Annotated in this window: 19 protein-coding genes; 9 read left to right on the top strand and 10 right to left on the bottom strand. The window is 61.4% G+C overall.

Translation table 11 applies throughout. The annotated features are described in order from the left end of the window. The first annotated feature begins 54 nt into the window (after nt 1-54). From QDT79_RS15470 to clcB, 4 genes are all read left to right on the top strand, one after another. Nucleotides 55-924 carry a glycine betaine ABC transporter substrate-binding protein gene (locus QDT79_RS15470; protein ID WP_369919416.1) on the top strand — a complete coding sequence of 290 codons (870 nt, stop codon included), beginning with the start codon at nt 55-57 and terminating at the stop codon, nt 922-924. After that, entirely contained in the window at nt 924-1574 is a 651-nt protein-coding gene (osmW, locus tag QDT79_RS15465; protein WP_049199194.1) for an osmoprotectant ABC transporter permease OsmW, read from the top strand. The genes QDT79_RS15470 and osmW overlap by 1 nt, the downstream gene beginning before the upstream one ends. After that, complete coding sequence (gene osmV, locus QDT79_RS15460; RefSeq protein ID WP_016927861.1) at nt 1571-2710, top strand: osmoprotectant ABC transporter ATP-binding protein OsmV; 1140 nt, start codon at nt 1571-1573, stop codon at nt 2708-2710. Before osmW ends, osmV begins: the two co-directional genes overlap by 4 nt. 125 nt (nt 2711-2835) lie before the next feature. After that, nucleotides 2836-4137: a voltage-gated ClC-type chloride channel ClcB gene (gene clcB / locus QDT79_RS15455; RefSeq protein ID WP_063989764.1), complete on the top strand. Its 1302-nt coding sequence runs from the start codon at nt 2836-2838 to the stop codon at nt 4135-4137. Here the strand turns inward: clcB and QDT79_RS15450 are convergent. Further along, the gene (locus tag QDT79_RS15450) at nt 4134-4526 is read right to left on the bottom strand and encodes a helix-turn-helix domain-containing protein (RefSeq protein ID WP_130018018.1); all 393 of its coding nucleotides are present in this window, start codon (nt 4524-4526) and stop codon (nt 4134-4136) included. The two genes, clcB and QDT79_RS15450, sit on opposite strands and share 4 nt — an antisense overlap. Before the next feature lie 69 nt (nt 4527-4595). On the opposite strand from QDT79_RS15450, the gene QDT79_RS15445 reads away from it, so the two are divergent. Beyond that, a complete protein-coding gene (locus tag QDT79_RS15445; protein WP_308316686.1) occupies nt 4596-5090 on the top strand; it encodes a DUF2938 family protein in 495 nt (164 codons plus the stop codon). A gap of 6 nt (nt 5091-5096) precedes the next feature. Here QDT79_RS15445 and bioD read toward each other — a convergent pair whose 3' ends face one another. From bioD to QDT79_RS15430, 3 genes are all read right to left on the bottom strand, one after another. Beyond that, nucleotides 5097-5762 carry a dethiobiotin synthase gene (gene bioD, locus QDT79_RS15440; RefSeq protein WP_049199186.1) on the bottom strand — a complete coding sequence of 222 codons (666 nt, stop codon included), beginning with the start codon at nt 5760-5762 and terminating at the stop codon, nt 5097-5099. 144 nt (nt 5763-5906) lie between these two features. Then, the gene (gene mlc, locus QDT79_RS15435; protein ID WP_033648222.1) at nt 5907-7124 is read right to left on the bottom strand and encodes a sugar metabolism global transcriptional regulator Mlc; all 1218 of its coding nucleotides are present in this window, start codon (nt 7122-7124) and stop codon (nt 5907-5909) included. A gap of 159 nt (nt 7125-7283) precedes the next feature. Then, a complete protein-coding gene (locus QDT79_RS15430; protein ID WP_308316685.1) occupies nt 7284-8174 on the bottom strand; it encodes a LysR substrate-binding domain-containing protein in 891 nt (296 codons plus the stop codon). Between the two features lie 117 nt (nt 8175-8291). Between QDT79_RS15430 and QDT79_RS15425 the strand changes: the two genes are divergently transcribed. Then, a complete protein-coding gene (locus QDT79_RS15425) occupies nt 8292-9590 on the top strand; it encodes an MFS transporter (protein ID WP_444529312.1) in 1299 nt (432 codons plus the stop codon). A 51-nt stretch (nt 9591-9641) separates the two neighbouring features. Here QDT79_RS15425 and QDT79_RS15420 read toward each other — a convergent pair whose 3' ends face one another. Beyond that, nucleotides 9642-10889, bottom strand: coding sequence for a glycoside hydrolase family 10-like protein (locus QDT79_RS15420; protein ID WP_373275479.1), 1248 nt, complete (start codon nt 10887-10889; stop codon nt 9642-9644). A gap of 168 nt (nt 10890-11057) precedes the next feature. Beyond that, nucleotides 11058-12848 carry a glycoside hydrolase family 3 protein gene (locus QDT79_RS15415; RefSeq protein ID WP_308316683.1) on the bottom strand — a complete coding sequence of 597 codons (1791 nt, stop codon included), beginning with the start codon at nt 12846-12848 and terminating at the stop codon, nt 11058-11060. A 337-nt stretch (nt 12849-13185) separates the two neighbouring features. Here QDT79_RS15415 and tus point away from each other — a divergent pair, with 337 nt between their 5' ends. Next, nucleotides 13186-14124, top strand: coding sequence for a DNA replication terminus site-binding protein (gene tus / locus QDT79_RS15410; protein WP_041034965.1), 939 nt, complete (start codon nt 13186-13188; stop codon nt 14122-14124). Here tus and QDT79_RS15405 read toward each other — a convergent pair. The 4 genes from QDT79_RS15405 to QDT79_RS15390 form a co-directional block, all read right to left on the bottom strand. Further along, complete coding sequence (locus tag QDT79_RS15405; protein ID WP_308316682.1) at nt 14114-14482, bottom strand: VOC family protein; 369 nt, start codon at nt 14480-14482, stop codon at nt 14114-14116. The genes tus and QDT79_RS15405 overlap by 11 nt on opposite strands. Before the next feature lie 90 nt (nt 14483-14572). Further along, nucleotides 14573-15262, bottom strand: coding sequence for a helix-turn-helix transcriptional regulator (locus QDT79_RS15400; protein ID WP_063989757.1), 690 nt, complete (start codon nt 15260-15262; stop codon nt 14573-14575). Nucleotides 15263-15323: 61 nt separating this feature from the next. Continuing rightward, complete coding sequence (gene fumC / locus QDT79_RS15395; protein ID WP_308316681.1) at nt 15324-16721, bottom strand: class II fumarate hydratase; 1398 nt, start codon at nt 16719-16721, stop codon at nt 15324-15326. Between the two features lie 228 nt (nt 16722-16949). Then, nucleotides 16950-17282, bottom strand: coding sequence for a hypothetical protein (locus QDT79_RS15390; protein WP_063989755.1), 333 nt, complete (start codon nt 17280-17282; stop codon nt 16950-16952). 180 nt (nt 17283-17462) lie between these two features. Here QDT79_RS15390 and QDT79_RS15385 point away from each other — a divergent pair, with 180 nt between their 5' ends. Both QDT79_RS15385 and manA read left to right on the top strand, forming a co-directional pair. Continuing rightward, a complete protein-coding gene (locus QDT79_RS15385) occupies nt 17463-17738 on the top strand; it encodes a hypothetical protein (protein ID WP_130018012.1) in 276 nt (91 codons plus the stop codon). Nucleotides 17739-17758: 20 nt separating this feature from the next. Beyond that, a complete protein-coding gene (manA, locus tag QDT79_RS15380) occupies nt 17759-18937 on the top strand; it encodes a mannose-6-phosphate isomerase (protein WP_063990340.1) in 1179 nt (392 codons plus the stop codon). The last annotated feature ends 73 nt before the right edge of the window (nt 18938-19010 follow it).

Here is a 19010-nt window from a genome sequence, read left to right as displayed (position 1 = left end):
GCGATGACTCGATGGTTACAACACCTCCGCCACGCGCTGCTGTTCTCCTTGCTGATGACCGGCGCGGCCGCCTGGGCCGCTCCGCTGACGCTGGCGAGCAAGAACTTTACCGAACAGCGAATTCTGTCGGCGATCACCGTGCAATACCTGCGGGCCAAGGGGTTTCAGGTCGAACCCAAGACCAATCTGGCCACGGTGATCACCCGCAACGCCATGATCAACAAACAGATCGACATGACCTGGGAATACACCGGCACCTCGCTGATCATCTTTAACCACATCAATAAGCGCATGACGCCGCAGGAAACTTACGACACGGTGAAAAAGCTCGACGCCAAGCTCGGCCTGGTGTGGCTGCAGCCGGCGGACATGAACAACACCTATGCCTTCGCCATGCAGCGCCAGCGCGCGGAAAAAGAACACATTCGCACGATGTCGCAGCTGGTGGCAAAAGTGGAACAGGTGCGTAAAACCGACCCGAAACACAACTGGCTGCTGGGGCTGGATCTGGAGTTTGCCGGCCGCTCGGACGGCCTGAAGCCGATGCAGGCGCTGTACGACATGCCGCTCGATCGCCCGCAAATCCGCCAAATGGACCCCGGCCTGGTTTACAACGCCATCCGCGACGGCTTCGTCGATGCCGGACTGGTGTACACCACCGACGGCCGGGTGAAAGGCTTCGATCTGCAGGTGCTCGAAGACGACAAGGGCTATTTCCCGAGCTATGCGGTCACGCCGGTAGTGCGCGCCGACGTGTTGCAAAACACGCCGGGGCTGGAAGAGGCGCTGAACACGCTGTCGAAACAGTTCAACAATCAGGTGATCACCGAGCTTAACGCCAAGGTGGATATCGACTACCAGACGCCGCAGCAGGTCGCCGACGCGTTCCTCAAGCAGCGCGGCCTGATTAAGGGAGACATGTGATGAATACTGTGCTTTACGCCTGGCAAAACTGGGCCTACATCGCCGGATTGACGCTGGAACACCTGCTGCTGGTCGGCGTCGCCGTCGGCCTGGCGATCCTGATCGGCGTACCGCTCGGCGTGCTGATCGTCCGCCACAAATGGCTGGCGACGCCGGTGTTGAGCCTGGCCACGCTGGTGCTGACCGTGCCCTCCATCGCCCTGTTCGGGCTGATGATCCCGCTGTTTTCCTTAATCGGCCACGGCATCGGCTACGTGCCGGCGATCACCGCGGTGTTCCTCTACTCGCTGCTGCCGATCGTGCGCAACACCCACACCGCGCTCGACAACCTGCCCGGCGGGCTGCGCGAAGCCGGCCGCGGCATCGGTATGACGTTCTGGCAACGCCTGCGCTGGGTAGAGATCCCGGTGGCGCTGCCGGTCATTTTCGGCGGCATTCGCACCGCCGTGGTGATGAATATCGGCGTGATGGCGATCGCCGCAGTGATCGGCGCCGGCGGCCTCGGCCTGCTGCTGCTCAACGGCATCAGCAGCAGCGACATCCGCCAGTTGATTACCGGCGCCGTGATGATCAGCCTGCTGGCGATCGTCCTCGATTGGTTATTGCACCGCTTGCAAATTGCGCTTACGCCCAAGGGGATCCGCTCATGATTAAATTGGAAAATCTGACCAAACAGTTCATGCAGAAGAACGGTACGCCGTTCAACGCCGTCGACAACATCAATCTGGACGTGCCGGAAGGCGAAATCTGCGTGCTGCTCGGCCCTTCCGGCTGCGGCAAAACCACCACGCTCAAGATGATCAACCGCCTGATCGAACCCACCGGCGGCACCATTCTGATCAACGGTGAAGACACCAGCGCGCTGGATACCGTCAGCCTGCGCCGCAAAATCGGCTACGTCATCCAGCAGATCGGTCTGTTCCCCAACATGACCATCGAGGAAAACATCACCGTGGTCCCGCGCATGCTGGGCTGGGACAAAAAACGCTGCCACGATCGCGCCGAGGAGCTGATGAGCATGGTGGCGCTGGATCCCAAGCGCTTTTTGCACCGCTACCCGAAAGAGATGTCCGGCGGGCAGCAGCAGCGCATCGGCGTGATCCGTGCGCTGGCGGCCGATCCACCGGTGCTGCTGATGGATGAACCCTTCGGCGCGGTGGATCCGATCAACCGCGAAACCATCCAGAACGAGTTTCTCGACATGCAGCGCCAGCTGAAAAAGACCGTGATGCTGGTGAGCCACGACATCGATGAAGCGCTGAAGCTCGGCGATCGCATCGCAGTGTTCCGTCAGGGCAAAATCGTACAGAACGCCAGCGCCGATGAGCTGCTGGCGCGGCCGGCGAACGACTTCGTTGCCTCCTTTGTCGGCCAGGACCGTACGCTAAAGCGCCTGCTGCTGGTGCAGGCCGGCGACGTGGCCGATCAGCAGGAAACGGTGACGGTGCGGCGAGAGACGCCGCTAGTGGAGGCGTTCGGGCTGATGGACGATATCGACGCCCGCTCGGTGACGGTGGTGGACGCCGACGGCAAGCCGCTGGGGTATGTCAAACGCCGCGAGGCGCGCGGCGCGCCGGGCGTCTGCGCCGACAGCCTGCACCGTTTCCGCGTCACCGCGCGGGCAGAGGAGAACCTGCGCGTGGTGCTGTCGAAGCTGTACGAGCACAACACCTCCTGGATGCCGATCGTCGATGAAGACGGCCGCTACAGCGGCGAAATCTCGCAGGATTACATCGCCGACTACCTCAGCTCCGGCCGCACGCGCCGGGTGCTGACGCCGCAATAACTCACCCCGGGGCGCTCACCGCCCCGCCCACGCCGCAGTTTGCTAAAGATTCACTGGTCATCGGCCGGAGCGCCAAGCACAATGCGCTGATGACCCTTTGATTTTTCTCACGACGCCGCCCACGCATGAAAAGATTGGTCCACCTGCACCACTATCGCGCCCTGTTGCGCAGCCTGTTTATCGCCGTGTTCATCGGCGTCGCCGCCGCTCTGGCGGTGTGGCTGTTCCACCGTTCGATGCTTGGCCTCGAGTGGCTGCTGCTCGGCAATGCCGACGGCAGCCTGGTGGCCGCCGCCGCCGCGCTGCCCGGCTGGCGGCGCGCCCTCACTCCGGCACTGGGCGGCCTGGCGGCGGGCCTGCTGCTGTATATTCACCAGCGCTACCGCCACCAGCGCCCGGCGGCGCCTACCGACTATATGGAAGCGATCGAGACCGGCAACGGCAAGCTGGACACCGGTGCCAGCCTGGTGAAGTGCCTGGCGTCGCTGCTGGTGGTGTCGAGCGGCAGCGCCATCGGCCGCGAAGGCGCGATGATCCTGCTGGCGGCGCTGGTAGGCTCGCTGTTTGCCCAGCGCTTTACGCACGAGAAAGAATGGAAACTGTGGGTGGCCTGCGCCGCCGCCGCCGGGATGGCCAGCGCCTATCATGCGCCGCTGGCGGGCAGCCTGTTTATCGCCGAGATCCTGTTCGGCACCCTGATGCTGGCCTCGCTCGGCCCGGTGGTGATCGCCGCGGTCAGCGCCCTGCTGATGACCAACCTGCTCAACGGCGGCCAGGCGCCGCTCTATCTGGTGACGCCGCTCGCGGCCCCCTTGCCGACGCAATACCTGCTGATGGCGCTGGTCGGCGTGGTGGCCGGCGCCGGCGGGCCGCTGTTTTTATGGCTGATGACCGCCACCGGCCACGCCTTCCGCTCGCTGCGGTTGAAGCCGCCGTTGCAGCTGGCGCTGGGCGGCCTGATCGTCGGGCTGCTTTCGCTGCTGTTCCCGCAGGTATGGGGCAATGGTTACAGCGTGGTGCAGGCGCTGCTGATCGCACCGCCGGGGGTGCTGTTGCTGGGGGCTATCCTGGTGTGCAAACTGTTGGCGATCCTCGCCAGCAGCGGGTCGGGCGCGCCGGGCGGGGTCTTCACCCCGACGCTGTTCGTCGGCGCCGCGCTCGGTTCGATCATCGGTCAGCTGTTTGGCCTGTGGCCGGGCATGGATACGGCGGTGCCGCTGCTGCTGGCGCTGACCGGCATGGCGACCCTGCTGGCCGCCACCACCCATGCGCCGATCATGGCGGCGTTGATGGTGTTTGAAATGACCGGCGAATACGCGCTGCTGCCCGGCATTCTGCTCTCGTGCGTGATCGCCACCACCGTGTCGCGCGGCCTGCGGCCAGTGTCGGTGTATCACTCGGCGCCGCCGCCCAAACGCGAGGCTTAGAACTCGCCCTGCTGCAGGATTTTCCTGAACTGCGGGCACTGCAGGTGCTCGGGTTCAGGGCAATCGACCATGTGGCGCAGCCCGTCGCGTACCTGCATCAGGCGCTGGATATGGCGATCCAGCTCATCCGCCCGCGCCGCCAGCAGCCCGCGATCGAGCGCTATCTTGCCCCGTTCGTCAAACAAGGCGCTCATCTCGTCCAGCGTAAAACCGGCCAGGCGCGCCAGCGCGATCAGCCGCAGTTGGTCAAGCACGCCGGCGGCGTATTGGCGACGCAAACCGTGGCGGCCTATCGACGCGATCAGCCCTTTCGTCTCGTAATGCCGCAGCGCGGAAGGCGCGATCCCGCTCAGGCGCGCCACCGTGCCAATATCCAGTTCTTTTGCCATTGACTTGAAGCCGACTTTAAGTTGCACACTGTGCGCACATTATCACGTCACTGAGCCAAGGACACCCCTATGACCCCCGATCTGTTAGTGCACATCCTGTTAACCGGCGCCGGCGCCACCCTCTGCATGGATCTGTGGGCGCTGCTGCTGAAGTGGCGCTTCGGCATCCCTTCTCTCGATTATGCGCTGGTGGGCCGTTGGTTTCTCGGCATGTTCGACGGCCGCTGGTTTCACGCCACCATCGTTACGGCGCCGCCGCGCCGGGGAGAGAGAGAAATCGGCTGGATATTGCATTACGCCATCGGCATCGCGTTTGCCTTTATCCCGATCGGTTTGGCGGGCATCGGGTGGTATGCGGCGCCGGAACCGTTCATCGCGCTGTTGAGCGGCTGGCTGAGCCTGGCGGCGCCGTTTCTGGTGATGCAGCCCGCGCTGGGCTTTGGCGTGGCGGCGGCGAAAACCGCCCACCCGCGAAGAGCGCGGCTCCTCAGCCTGCTCACCCACACGGTGTATGGGCTGGGCCTGCTGATCGTCGCCCGATTGTTGGCGACGCTGTGCGCCTGAGCGGGCTTACAGCAGCGTGGAAATATCGAGGTAGTGCGCCAGTTCGCGCTGCTCCGCGCGCGGCAGGTACGGAATTTCACCCAACAGCGGCGCGGGAATGCGCTGCTGCAGCGCCGCGATGGTTTCAGCATAGTGCGCCAACCCCGGGTTGATGCGGTTGGCCACCCAGCCCAACAGCGGCAGGCCGTCGTTGATGATCGACTGTGCGGTCAGCAGCGCGTGGCTGACGCAGCCCAGCTTGATGCCCACCACCAGCACCACCGGCAGCTGTTCCTGCACCACCCACTCGGCGTAAGGCCGCAGATCGTTCATCAGCACCCGCCAACCGCCGCTGCCTTCCACCACCACCGTGTCGGCTTTGGCGGACAGATCCCGCAGACCGCTGCTCATCACGCCATAGTTGATGTCCTCGGTCGCATGCGCGTGAAACACCTCATCCAGGCAGGTGATGGGATTGATCTCCTCGTAGGACAGCGGCAGGGTTGAAGATGCCTGCAACACCAAAGCGTCTTTATTGCGGATGCCCTCGCTGGTTTCCTGGCAGCGTGCGGCGATCGGCTTGTAACCGGCCACCGAACGGCCCTCGGCAGCCAGCGCCTGCATCAACCCGCGGGAAACCACGGTTTTACCGACGTCGGTATCCGTGCCTGTCACAAATAAACGCTTCAACATGAATAAAATGCCCCAGAATGCCCCGTTAACAATGTGTCGCCGCATCGGCGGCGAAGAAGTCTTTCGGAAAAATTCTAGGGGATGCTGCCACGTAGGGGCTTGAGGTAGCTCAATCTTTTGCAGGATTAATAAGAAGTTCTGATGTTAGCCTTGCAGCAGCTGCACCAGCAATGAACCGTTGTACAGCGCCTCTTTCACCAGCGCCGCACCGGGCATGGTGCCCTGATTGAAGAACTGCGTGGATTCGACCTTGACCTGCTCGCTGTAGGCCGGCAGCGCCTGCTGGCGAATGCAGGAGGCGATGGCCGGATGCAGGATCTCCGCCGCACGGTTGAGCGGCGAGCCGACCAGGATCTTCTCCGGATTGAACAGGTTGACCATGATAGCCAGAATGCGCCCCACGCTGTGGCCGACGCCGAGAATGATGTCCCGCGCCAGCTGATCGCCTGCCAGCGCGGCATCGCACAGCGATTCAACGGTCAGCGGCGCGCCGTGCAGGCTGGAGCTCATCGAGCCGCTCAGTCGCTGCTGGGCGATCTCCAGCATGTTTTCGATGCTGGCCACGGTTTCGAGACAGCCGTGGTTGCCGCAATAGCAGCGTTTACCGTAAGGATCGACCTGGGTGTGGCCGATTTCCACCACGCTGTGGCTCCCGGCGTGCAGCACATGGCCGCCGGTGATCACCCCGGCGCCGACGTTGTGGTCGATCACCACCTGAATGACGTTCTGGCTGCCGCGCGAGGCGCCGTACAGCGCTTCAGCCATGGTCCAGGCGCTGATGTCGTGCTGCAGGTAAACCGGCAGGCCGGTGCGGGTTTCCAATGCCGGGCCAAGCGGCATCTCCAGCACGTCGTAAAACGGCATGCGGTGCACCACGCCGGACTGCACGTCGATCATGCCCGGCAGCGTGATGGCGATCGCCGTCAGCCGCTCCAACTTGCTTTGGTGACGGATAAAGAACTGATCGACTTCGGTCAGGATGCGTTTCAGCAGCGGTTCAGGGTGTTCGGCCGCCAGCGGCAGCAGCTCCTCCACTACCAGTTTGCTGCTGAGATCGCGCAGCGCCAGCGTGATGCTGCCGCGGCTGATGCGGGCGGACAGGTAGTGCCAGGCCTCGGTGTCCAGCACCAGCCCCACCGCCGGGCGGCCCCGGCTGCCGATTTCCTGGTACTCGGTTTCCTTGACCAGATGGGCTTCCAGCAGTTCGCGCACGATCTTGGTGATGCTGGCGGGCGCCAGCTGCGCGCGTTTTGACAGTTCGATGCGCGAAATCGGGCCCAGTTGATCGATTAGCCGATAAACCGCCCCCGCATTGGTCTGCTTGATTTGATCGATATGCCCAGGCTGCCCAACCGCAATCACAAACCTGCTCCTACTATTTTTCGCGCTTCTAAATAAAGACTAGGGGTTATGGTGGGGCTTTTGTCATACAGCGTCAACTATTTGATTCGTTATGTGATTTGCTGCACAAATTCCTCGCGATTTCAGCGTGAATTGATTTTTATTTGCCCAAGCTCAACGTCATTTCAGCATCAACGCCATCAGCGCCTGCGCGGCGGCGGTCAGCGGCCGGCGGCGGTGATGCACCAGCCACACTTCGGTGGTGGCGTCCGGCTCCGCCAGCGGCAAATAGCGCACGCCGTCCACCCGCACCCGGGCGAAAGAAGCCGGCAAAATCGACACCCCCAACCCGGCGGAAACCAGCCCGATGATGGTCATCGCTTCCCCCACTTCCTGGGTGATATACGGGGTAATGCCGGCCTTGCCGAGCAGCAGCAGAATTTCGTCGTACAGCGCGGTGCCCACTTCACGCGAGAAGAACACGAACGGCTCCTGTGCCAGGTGTTGAAACCGCAGCGCGCCGCCGGGCGTTTCCGCCAGCAGATACCCTTCCGGCACCACCGCCACCAGCGGTTCACGCAGCAGAAGCTGAAAGTGGAGCGCCTCCGGCAGCCGCGTGTTGCGCATCACCCCCAGATCCAACTCACCGTTCAGCAACGGCTCGATCTGCTGTTTGGTGTTGATTTCGCGCATTTTGATATGCACCTGCGGGGAGTGCTGACGAAAGGCGCGCAGGCTGCGTGACACCACGCCGATAAAGGGCGCGGAAGAGGTAAAGCCGATGGTCATTTCCCCCAGCTCACCGCGATCCAGACGCGCTGCCTTTTCCGCCGCGCGCCCGACCTGATCGAGCACCTGGTAGGCTTCTTTGAGGAACATCTCCCCGGCCTGGGTCAAACTGACGTTGCGGTTGTTACGCGCCAGCAGCCGCGCGCCAACCATCTCTTCCAGCGCCTGAATTTGCTGGCTGAGCGGCGGCTGGGAGATCCGCAACCGTTCGGCGGCGCGGCCAAAATGCAGCTCTTCCGCCACGGCGATAAAGTAACGCAGGTGTCTCAATTCGATATTCATATTTAAAACGTCTTAATTTGAATTATTAATATATTAGACAAAAAATTCGCCACTCCCTATCATTTTGTTATCTGTAAAATGTCTGTTTATCTCCCCGAAGTTCGGTAAGGAAACGCTGTGACAACCCCTGTGCGTTCTGCGGCCACGATGCCGTCGACGCTGGCCGCCAACGATGACGCGGCCGCTGCGCCAAAAGTAAAACGCTCCACCCTCAACAACAAACTCCCCTATATCGAACGCGGCACGCCGCAGTTTATGCGCGTGACGCTGGCGCTGTTTTCCGCCGGGCTGGCGACCTTCGCGCTGCTCTACTGCGTGCAGCCGATCCTGCCGGTGCTGTCGCAAGATTTTGGCGTCTCGCCGGCGGAAAGCAGCCTGTCGCTTTCGGTCTCCACCGGCCTGCTGGCGATCGGCCTGATGTTCACCGGGCCGCTGTCCGACGCCATTGGCCGCAAGTCGGTGATGGTAGTGGCGCTGCTGCTGGCGGCGGTCTGCACGCTGATCTGCGCCTTTATGACCAGCTGGCACGGCATTTTGCTGATGCGCGCGCTGATCGGCCTGTCGCTGAGCGGCGTGGCGGCGGTCGGCATGACCTACCTCAGCGAAGAGATCCACCCCAGCTTCGTCGCCTTCTCGATGGGGCTGTACATCAGCGGCAACTCGATCGGCGGCATGAGCGGCCGCCTGGTGACCGGGGTGTTGACCGACTTCTTCTCCTGGCGCGTATCGCTCGGAGTCATCGGCCTGTTCGCCCTTGCCGCCGCCTGCATGTTCTGGCGCATCCTGCCCGCTTCGCAGCATTTTCGCGCCAGTTCGCTGCGCCCGCGCACCTTGCTGATCAACTTCAAGCTGCATTGGCACGATAAGGGCCTGCCGCTGCTGTTCGCGGAAGGTTTCCTGCTGATGGGCAGCTTCGTCACCCTGTTCAACTACATCGGCTATCGCCTGCTGGCGGATCCTTACCACCTGAGCCAGGCGATTGTCGGCCTGCTGTCGGTGGTATACCTCACCGGCTCCTACAGCTCGCCCAAGGCCGGCGCGCTCACCTCGCGCTTCGGGCGCGGCCCGGTGCTACTGGCCTCGATCGTGATTATGCTGATCGGGATTCTGATTACCGCGCTGCCGCAGGTGCCGGCGATCTTTATCGGCATGATGCTGTTCACCGCCGGTTTCTTCGCCGCCCACTCGGTGGCCAGCAGCTGGATTGGCCGCCGTGCGCGCCGCGCCAAAGGCCAGGCGTCGTCGCTGTATCTGTTTTGTTATTACGTCGGATCCAGCGTGGCCGGCACCCTCGGCGGCGTGTTCTGGCACAGCTTCGGCTGGAATGGCGTGGCGGCGTTCATCAGTCTGATGCTGCTGCTGGCGCTGCTGGTGGTGCATTACCTGAAACGCCTGCCGGAAGCGGCCCGCCTCTGAAAAGAAAAAGCCGCGGTGGTTTGCCGCGGCTCGTCCTGCCAGTGCCTGTGATTATTGGCCGGTTTTCCAGCGGGTGCGCAGGTACTCCACCGCCTTGTCCGTTTGCGGCTCAGTCAGATAACGCTGCCTGAACAGGATGGTTCCCCCCATCCCCGGCAGGCTCTCGTTAAGATCCAGCTGCCTCTTCAGCTCGGGGACGCCGCCATCGACGGTCCAGGCCGGCTCGCCGGCCGCAGGCGTGCCCACTTTATACAGCGCCACCCCGGCATAGAGCCGGACTGATGTGCCCTTCACCACCTCGGCCCACCAGTTGGCCAGCACGTCGTAGCGGACAATTTCACGATCAAAAGGCCAATACAGCTGCGGCGCGATATAATCGAGCAGCCCCAGTTTGACCCACTGGCGCGTATCGGCATAGGCCGTATCGTACGATGGGGCCCCTGCCCGCGTCGCCGAGCCGGCAGGATCGTCCGCCTTGTTTCGCCAGACGCCCGCCGGGCTGACGCCAAACGCAACCGCGGGCTTCAACGCTCGGACGGTGGCTGAAACCTGTTTTATCAATTGCAGCGTGTTGTCCCTGCGCCAGGCGGCTTTGTCGGCAAATCCTTTTCCGTATGCGCGAAACGTTCGTTCATCATCCAGCGGCGATTGCGGCGTTTCGTAATAGAAATAATCGTCAAACTGAATGCCGTCGACCTCATAGTTTTTGACAATTTCAGTCACCACGCTGGTGATCCAGTTGCGCACGTCGGGCAGACCGGGGTCGAGCACGAAGCGCTCGTTGGCGGTGCGTATCCAGTCGGGATGCAGCGCATAGACGCTGGCCGGTGGCGACTGCAGCGTATGATTGAGTGCGTCAATCGTTTGCTGTCGGGTATTCATGGAAACCCGATAAGGGTTCAGCCAGGCATGCACTTTGATGCCGCGCCGGTGCGCTTCTTTCAGCATAAAGGCCAGCGGATCGTACCCCGGATCCTGGCCCACAGTGCCGGTCAAGACTTCTGACCAGGGCAAAATGTTTGAGCGCCACAGGGCCGTGCCGTCCGGTTTAACCTGAAAATACACCGCGTTGATCCCGGTTTTCACCATCTCGTCCAGCGCGTCCGTCAGCCCCTGTTTCTGCAGGCGAACCCGCTCTTGCGCGGTTTCCGCTTTCAGGGAGGCCGCCGGCGGCCAGTCCAGGCCAATGACCGTGGCCAGCCAGATGCCCCGCATCGGTGTTATCGGCGGTGTCGGTTGCGGGGGCTTCTCCGGTTCGGGTGGCTTGGCGCATCCGCTCACGCCCAACATTGCGGCCATCAACAGCCATCCGCCTAATTTTGTTACGCCTGTCGGCATTCTGGTTCTCCTTCCGTGAGTGACGGTTATCCCATGTCGTTTCGTGCAGAGCAAGAAACTGCCCGCTTTCTCAACGCTATCAAGCTATCGGCGTCGCCCTGTTCAGACGACGCCGGTGTCCTTACCCCATTACCAGCTCAGCCCAGTTCCGCGCGGGAACGCCACCTTGCCCGTATTGGTTTCTACATCGTAGTCATGCCAGGTGTTGACCGGCAATTTGCCCTGCGGTGTGATTTTACCCGTCAGCACCTGCGCCAAAGAGACCATCGAAGGGCCACGCCACACGCCGCTGTCATACCCGTAGTAGGAATAGGTGGCGACGGCCGCCTCCACGTCTGCGGCATAGTTCACGATATCGTAAGGTGCGCGCAGTGAGAGGTGAATCCGTTTTTTCCCCTGCTCGGCGGCGTATTTCAACCAGCCCGGATAAGGGCTGCTGTCATTACCCGCCCCGGTTGCGGAGGTAACGACCCCATCCTGTTCAGCCGGCGTGAAGCGGGTTGAGAGGGTTCCGAGCAAGAACACGTCGCAGCCGGCAATATGTTCCCTGACCTGGGCGTCGCTCAGTTCCGTTTCCTTCGCGGCAACGACGTCCTGATACCCCTCCTGCGCCATCACGCGCGCAATGCCGTTGGCCTGCTCGCCCCACGGGGTCAGGATAAAATAGCGCAGCGCCTTGTCCTTTAACGGCAGCAGGCTATGGCGATTGATAACGACGGTAATGGAGCGATCGGCGATGCGTTTTTCCAGCTTGTGCGCTAACGACGCAACGTCGTTAGAACAGGGTTTATCGCTATGGCCCATCAGGCTATGGCGCAATTTGAGGCGCAAAATTCGCTCGACCGAGGCATCGATATCAGCCTCGCTGAGATGCCCCGTTTTCACTCTGTCCGCAAGGTAGCGGATCAGGTCCGGCAGCAGGCTCGCCTGGGCCGGCGAGGCGATGCTGACAGGCATCAGGGCAATATCCACCCCGGCGGCAAAGACGTTTTCAGCCGCCGCTTGCTGGCTGAAATGCTCGGCAATCGCGCCCATATCCAGCGCATCTGAAATCGTTACGCCGGCATACCCCAACTCATTGCGCAGGATCTGGGTCTGAATTTCATGCGACATGGTGGCCGGCACCGTGATTTTTTCACCGCTGCGGGTATCGATCTGGCGGTTATCCAGTGCCGGATACTGAATATGCGCGGTCATCACCATGTCCGGCGCCGCGCAGCGATCGATGGCCTGCTTGTAAGGGCCGATGTCGATGGCAAAGGCCTCTTCCCGCGTGCGATCGACGCGCGGCAAACCGGTATGCGAGTCGGTGGAGGTGCTGCCGTGGCCGGGGAAGTGTTTATACGCGGTGATCAGCCCCTGGTGTTTCATGCCCGCCACCATTTTCTCTGCCAGACGGGAAACGGTGTTCTTATCATCGCTGATGGCGCGAACGTTAATCACCGGGTTGAACGGGTTGGTGTTGACATCCACGACCGGGGCAAAGTTGGTATTGATATGCAACGCACGCATATCCTGGGCCATCAGCTTGCCCTGTTCAACGGCGAGCTGTTCATCCGCGCCCCCTTCAATCGCCGCCGCCAGCGCCATATTGCCGGGGAATGAGGCATAGTCGCCGCGCGGCAGCCGGAAAACATTACCGCCTTCGTTATCCGTGCCAATAAACAAACGAATGCCGGCGTGGGTTTTCATCGCGGCATACCAGGCCGTCAACGTGTTGATCTGCTGCTTGTCTTTCAGATTATTGGCGAACAGGATCACCCCACCCACGTGGTTATCGGCGATCAGCTTGCCAATGGCTTCATCGGGGACGGTCATATCCTGATTGCTGCTACCGTTCCGATCCCAGTAGCGAAAATCCAGCATGATTTTTTGCCCGATCTTCTCTTCCAGCGTCATGTTTTTGACTTTCTGTTTCATATCCACAGTGAACCTCCGTTTAAAGCACCCGTTAATGACAGAAGAAAAGATAACCCCAAGGGCTCATAGCGTCCTGCCATTCTGTTTGTTCCAGCGTTTGGACAACGGCGATCGGAAAATGGATTAAACAAAACACAAACAAACAGGAGAAAATCCATCAATGAATCAAAACACTACGCGTACCGGGTGTATTACGTGCCCTGGCGTAGAGGCCGCTATGGCGCATTTTCCGCTGGTAAGCCGGGTGGCCAGTGAAGCTGCCTACGGCGCAGGGGCCGATGTTGCCCCCCGTCTGCTACTCCTTTATAGTATGTTGTAACTAAAATAGGAGCGTGCGATGAGCAGATACGATGTGATTGGCCGGATGAACGCCTGCTTTACCGAGCTGGAGCAGGCGCTCGGCGCGCTGCAGCAGCAGATCGCCCCGCTGCGGTTGCTGGCGGCGCGGGTGTTCAGCCTGCCGGAGGTTGAAAAAGGCCAGGAACATCAGGCCATCTCACATATCGCGGTCGAACAGCATGTGGGGCAAGCGGCGCGCGATCTGGCGCTGGAGCATTATCAGCGGCTGTTCATCCACCATAACCGGGAGAATGTCAGCAGCAAGGCCGCCGTGCGCCTGCCCGGCGTCCTCTGTCTGGCGGTGGAGCAGCCGGAGTATCAGGCGCTGCAAACGCAGTTGGCGCTGATCAACCGCCTGAAGGGCGAACTGGAACAGATTATCACCGTCGATTCCGGCCTGGCGCCGGAGCAGCGTTTCGAGTTCGTGCACACCCATCTGCACGGGCTGATTACCCTCAGCGCCTATCGCACCCTCACCGCCCTGACCAATCCCGACTCCGTGCGCTTCGGCTGGGCCAACAAGCACATCATCAAAAACGTAAAGCGGGACGACATCCTGGCGCAGCTGGAGAAAAGCCTGAAAGCCGGCCGCGCGGTACCGCCGCACAGCCGTGAACAGTGGGCTGCCCTGGTCAGCCGCGAGATAGACGACGTCAGCCGCCTGCCGCAGCACGCGACGCTGAAAATCAAGCGGCCGGTCAAAGTGCAGCCGATCGCTCGGGTGTGGTATCAGCAGCAGCAAAAACAGGTGCAACACCCCTGCCCGCTGCCGCTGATCGCCCTGTGTCAGGTTGAAAACGGCGCAGCGGTGCCGAAGATCGGCGAGTTGCTCAACTACGACGTCGACGCGGTGAAACACCGCTACAAACCCGACGCCCGGCCGCTGCGGCTGCTGGTGCCGCGTCTGCATCTGTATACCGACGACGCTACTCGCTGAGGGCATACACCCGCAGGCGATGGCCGTCCGGATCTCGCGCCACGAAGGTGTAGCCGAATTCCATCTCGGTCGGCGTTTGCTCAATCGGCAGCCCGAGTTCGCGCCACTGGTTATAGCGCGCTTCGACCTCTTGCGGATCCTGGCACAAAAAGCCCAGTTCACCGCCGCCACCGGTCAACGTGGCAGCGGGTTTTACCCCCTGTTTGGCCCACATTCCCAGCTTGAAGCCGTTGTTGAGCACGAACAGGGCGAAGCCAGGGGAAAGCTCTACCGGCGCCTGTCCCAGTAAACGTTGATAAAAGGCGGCGCTGTTCAGCGGGTTGTCGACGTAAAGCAGGGTCATGCAGGGAAGGGTCATCGGTCTGTCCTCTGGGTGATGGGAACCGGCCGGTTCCCGATAGGCACAGACTAAGGGGTGCGACTGACAGTTTATGGCAGTAACGTGCCGCTATTGCTCCGCAATGCCCTCGCTGAGGCGCCACTCTTTCAGCAACCGCCGCCGGCCGCGCGGATAGCGCTGTTCCAAAGGCGTAGCAGCCTGAATGCGATCGAGGCGAAAATGGCGAAACGCCTGGCGCAGCTCACACCAGGCGACCAGCATCTGGAACTGCTCGAAAAAACCCAGCGCAAAGGGCCACAGCAGGCGTTCGCTGCGCTGCCCCGCCAGATCGAGATAGTCGATATGCAGCTTGCGCTCGCGGCGGATGGTGTCACGGATCAGCACCCGCATCGCATCCGCCACCGGCGGCGCCTGAACCGGCGCTATCAATAGCGTGTTGGCCTCCAGCGCCTCCCGCAGCGCCGGCGGCAGCACGTCGGCGATCTTGGCGAGCGCCTGGCCCGCCGCGCTCGCCAGCTGGCTGTCGCCGCGGCGGCTGACCCAACGCATCCCCAGCACCAGCGCTTCTGTTTCCGCCTGCGAGAACATCAGCGGCGGCAGCATAAAGCCGGGCCGTAGCACATAGCCGACACCCGCCTCGCCGACGATCTCCGCCCCCTGCTGCTGCAGCGTAGCGATATCGCGGTACAGCGTGCGCATGCTGATGCCCAGCGTTTGCGCCAGCGCATGGCCCGCCACCGGATAACGGTGGCTGCGCAGCAGCTGCATCAGATCGAGTAAACGTTGCGCGCGCGACATCTTGATTTCTCCATAAAAAAGGGGCTTACCTCAGTAAGCCCCCGGTTGCCTCACAGATCAATCATTTCTGCATGCTGCCGACCATCGCTTCCGGCCGCACCCACTCGTCGAACTGCGCGTCGGTCAGGTAGCCGAGCTTCAGCGCCGCAGCTTTCAGCGTCACCCCTTCCTTGTGCGCTTTCTTGGCGATTTCCGCCGCCTTGTCGTAGCCGATATGGGTGTTGAGCGCCGTCACCAGCATCAGCGATTCGTTCAGCAGCTGGGTGATGCGATCGCGGTTCGGTTCGATGCCCACCGCGCAGTGCTCGTTGAAGCCCTGCATGCCGTCGGCCAGCAGGCGAATCGACTGCAGGTAGTTGTGGATCACCATCGGGCGGAATACGTTCAGCTCAAAGTTGCCGGAAGCACCGCCGATGTTCACCGCCACGTCGTTGCCCAGCACCTGGGCGCACAGCATGGTCATCGCCTCGCACTGGGTCGGGTTGACCTTGCCCGGCATGATGGAGCTGCCCGGTTCGTTCTCCGGGATCGAAATCTCGCCGATGCCGCAGCGTGGGCCGGACGCCAGCCAGCGCACGTCGTTGGCGATCTTCATCAGCGAAGCCGCCAGCCCTTTCAGCGCGCCATGCCCCTGCACCAGCGCGTCGCAGGTCGCCAGCGCTTCGAACTTGTTCGGAGCCGTGACGAAGGGCTGATGGGTCAACTCCGCCAGCGCTTTAGCGACGCGCACCGCGTACTCCGGATGGGTGTTCAGCCCGGTGCCGACCGCCGTGCCGCCCAGCGCCAGCTCGGCGATGTGCGGGATACTGTCCTCGATGTGTTTCAGATTGTGCGCCAACATCGCCGCCCAACCGGAGATCTCCTGCCCCAGGGTCAGCGGCGTGGCGTCCTGCAGATGGGTGCGGCCGATTTTGACGATGTCACGGTAAGCTTCGGCCTTGTCGCTCAGCGTCTTGTGCAGCACTTTCAGCTCGGGGATCAGGTGTTCGCGCAGCGCAATCACCGCCGCCACGTGCATCGCGGTGGGAAACACGTCGTTGGAGCTCTGGCTTTTATTGACGTCGTCATTCGGGTGCACCTTGCGCTCTTCACCGCGCACGCCACCCAGCAACTCGCTGGCGCGGTTGGCCAACACTTCGTTCATGTTCATGTTGGTCTGGGTGCCGGAACCGGTTTGCCAGATCGACAGCGGAAACTGGTCGGCATGGCTGTCCGCCAGCACTTCATCGGCGGCGTTGATGATGGCGGTACCCCGTTCGGCCGGCAGCAGCCCCAGATCCACGTTCACCTGCGCGGCGGCGCGCTTGGTCAACGCCAGCGCGTGGATCAGCGCGGTCGGCATCTTTTCGGAGGAAATGCGGAAATGCGCCAAAGAACGCTGGGTTTGCGCGCCCCACAGCTTGTCGGCCGGTACTTCGATGGGGCCCATAGAGTCTTTTTCGATACGAACGCCTGCCATCATTATCTCCTTAGCATAATTCCTAAAATTGTAGGGTTAGGCCGACGCGCTACCCCTCGTCGGCATGCACTCCCAGTATAGTGACATAATAACTATTCGCATTAAGAGAGTTATCTCACAGCACGTTTCATCTCTTTTACCCATTAACGACGCGGTTATTTTCCACCGGTTAATCCGTGGCGAAATAAACGGCCGGGAATGAGCCTGGAGAATAAAACGTGGGTAGCATTAACGCGGATGACGCAAATTAAAATTATTGATGCGCTGTGCCTGTAAATGATTGAGTTCATCGATACGTTGTTGCTGCAGATGATTGATCTCGTCGTAGGCGTCCTGCCGTTCATTATGCCGATAGGCCCCGGTCGCCACCGCGCCGGCGGTGAGTGCCAACGGATGCGCCACAGGCGCGATCGCAGCGGGAGCCGCGACCGGCGCGGGTGCAACGACGATCGGCACCGGCGCGATCACCACGGTGCGCGGCGCGGCGTAGGGATAGGTGACAATCACCGCCGCCTGGGCTGCGCCGGTGCAAAGCCCCAACAGCAACAACAGTTTTTTCATGCAACAGACCTCTTGTTTCGTTAAATCGACTCGTTAGCCGTTACGGTAAAGGGGTCTGGCGCGCAGGTTTAAGCTCGGCGTGTGATCGCCCGGCGCAGTGCAAAAATAATAATAAGGGAATGGCTCAGACGGTAAAAAATAAATTCAGCCGACATATTTTGACATGCTGGAAAATAAATAATGATGCAGGATAAACGGGCTATCGGCAATAATCCCGCGGTTCCAAAGAATAATCGATCGGCGGGTTTTCCGGGCCACCTTGAGGCCCGCGCGCCAATTGAGGCGCCGATCGTTATCACGCTATACTTTGGCCCCGTTGCCGGGCGCGGCGTTATCCGGCGTTATGTTGATCGCGCCCATGATTTTTCCTGCCGACGCGGGGGTATGATGGTTGTCGGCACAGATTCAATTAACCGTATAAAATCAGTAAATTATTGTCACCCAGTACGACAATGACGCTAAGGATGTTTATCGACATGCAAAAAATGACCAACGCGGTACAAAATTACGCCTGGGGCAGCCACGATGCGCTGACCCGCCTTTACGGCATCGCCAACCCGGATAATCAGCCGATGGCCGAACTGTGGATGGGCGCCCATCCCAAGAGCCCTTCCCGCGTGCCGGGCGCCGACGGCGAACTGCGTTCGCTGCGCGATCTGATCGATGAAGACCAGCCAAAACAGCTGGGTGCCAACGTCGCAAGCCGCTTTGGCGAGTTGCCGTTCCTGTTTAAAGTACTCTGCGCCGATCAGCCATTGTCGATCCAGGTCCACCCGAGCAAAGCGGCGGCCGAGATCGGCTTCGCAAAAGAGAATGCCGCCGGCATTCCGCTGAGCGCCGCCGAACGCAACTATAAAGATCCCAACCACAAGCCCGAGCTGGTGTTCGCCCTGACGCCGTTCCTGGCGATGAACGGCTTTCGCGAACTGGCCGATATCGTTTCCCTGCTGCAGCCGATTGCCGGCGCACACCACGACATCGCCGCCTTCCTGCAACAGCCGGACACCGCGCATCTCGCTACCCTGTTCGCCAGCCTGTTGACGATGAGCGGCGAGCAAAAGTCGCTGGCGCTCGGCGTGCTGAAAGCCGCGCTCAACAACCAGCAGGGGGAACCCTGGGATACCGTGCGCTTTATCGCCGGCTTTTATCCGGACGACAGCGGCCTGTTCTCACCGCTGCTGCTGAACGTGGTGCAGCTCGCGCCGGGCGAAGCGATGTTCCTGTATGCCGAAACGCCGCACGCCTACCTGAAAGGGGTGGCGCTGGAGGTGATGGCCAACTCGGATAACGTGCTGCGCGCGGGCCTGACGCCGAAATTCATCGACGTGCCTGAACTGCTGGCTAATCTGCAGTTCCGCCCGCAGCCGGCTTCCGGCCTGCTGACCCAGCCGGAGCAACGCGGCAACGCGCTGTTCTTCCCGATCCCGGTGGAGGATTTCGCCTTCTCGCTGCACGATTTGACCGCCGCACCACAGGCGCTGGCACAGCGGAGCGCCGCCATCGTGTTCTGCGTCACCGGCGAAGCGACGCTGGAAAAATCCGGGCAACGCCTGACGCTCAAACCGGGCGAATCCTGCTTTATCGGGGCTTTCGAATCCCCGGTCAACGTCAGCGGCAGCGGCCGCATCGCCAGGGTTTATAACCAGCTGGCCTAACCGTTGATAAATTTCAGCAAATTGCTTGCTGAAAGCGAGAGCTACCCCCACAATTAAACGCCTGCGGGCGTTT

It is taken from the genome of Serratia marcescens (assembly GCF_029846115.1).
Classification (GTDB): domain Bacteria; phylum Pseudomonadota; class Gammaproteobacteria; order Enterobacterales; family Enterobacteriaceae; genus Serratia; species Serratia marcescens_L.
Note: the sequence above shows the minus strand (reverse complement) of the source record. Positions and strands in the feature narration are given on the sequence as shown.

Coding starts and splice junctions, on each gene's coding strand:
- QDT79_RS15390 (WP_063989755.1), bottom strand. CDS start 17,282: ATGAAAAAACTGTTGTTGCTGTTGGGGCTTTGCACCGGCGCAGCCCAG.
- manA (WP_063990340.1), top strand. CDS start 17,759: ATGCAAAAAATGACCAACGCGGTACAAAATTACGCCTGGGGCAGCCAC.
- QDT79_RS15385 (WP_130018012.1), top strand. CDS start 17,463: ATGATGCAGGATAAACGGGCTATCGGCAATAATCCCGCGGTTCCAAAG.
- bioD (WP_049199186.1), bottom strand. CDS start 5,762: ATGTTGAAGCGTTTATTTGTGACAGGCACGGATACCGACGTCGGTAAA.
- tus (WP_041034965.1), top strand. CDS start 13,186: ATGAGCAGATACGATGTGATTGGCCGGATGAACGCCTGCTTTACCGAG.
- QDT79_RS15445 (WP_308316686.1), top strand. CDS start 4,596: ATGACCCCCGATCTGTTAGTGCACATCCTGTTAACCGGCGCCGGCGCC.
- QDT79_RS15450 (WP_130018018.1), bottom strand. CDS start 4,526: ATGGCAAAAGAACTGGATATTGGCACGGTGGCGCGCCTGAGCGGGATC.
- clcB (WP_063989764.1), top strand. CDS start 2,836: ATGAAAAGATTGGTCCACCTGCACCACTATCGCGCCCTGTTGCGCAGC.
- QDT79_RS15400 (WP_063989757.1), bottom strand. CDS start 15,262: ATGTCGCGCGCGCAACGTTTACTCGATCTGATGCAGCTGCTGCGCAGC.
- QDT79_RS15415 (WP_308316683.1), bottom strand. CDS start 12,848: ATGAAACAGAAAGTCAAAAACATGACGCTGGAAGAGAAGATCGGGCAA.
- QDT79_RS15420 (WP_373275479.1), bottom strand. CDS start 10,889: ATGGCCGCAATGTTGGGCGTGAGCGGATGCGCCAAGCCACCCGAACCG.
- fumC (WP_308316681.1), bottom strand. CDS start 16,721: ATGGCAGGCGTTCGTATCGAAAAAGACTCTATGGGCCCCATCGAAGTA.
- osmW (WP_049199194.1), top strand. CDS start 924: ATGAATACTGTGCTTTACGCCTGGCAAAACTGGGCCTACATCGCCGGA.
- QDT79_RS15405 (WP_308316682.1), bottom strand. CDS start 14,482: ATGACCCTTCCCTGCATGACCCTGCTTTACGTCGACAACCCGCTGAAC.
- osmV (WP_016927861.1), top strand. CDS start 1,571: ATGATTAAATTGGAAAATCTGACCAAACAGTTCATGCAGAAGAACGGT.
- QDT79_RS15470 (WP_369919416.1), top strand. CDS start 55: ATGACCGGCGCGGCCGCCTGGGCCGCTCCGCTGACGCTGGCGAGCAAG.
- QDT79_RS15430 (WP_308316685.1), bottom strand. CDS start 8,174: ATGAATATCGAATTGAGACACCTGCGTTACTTTATCGCCGTGGCGGAA.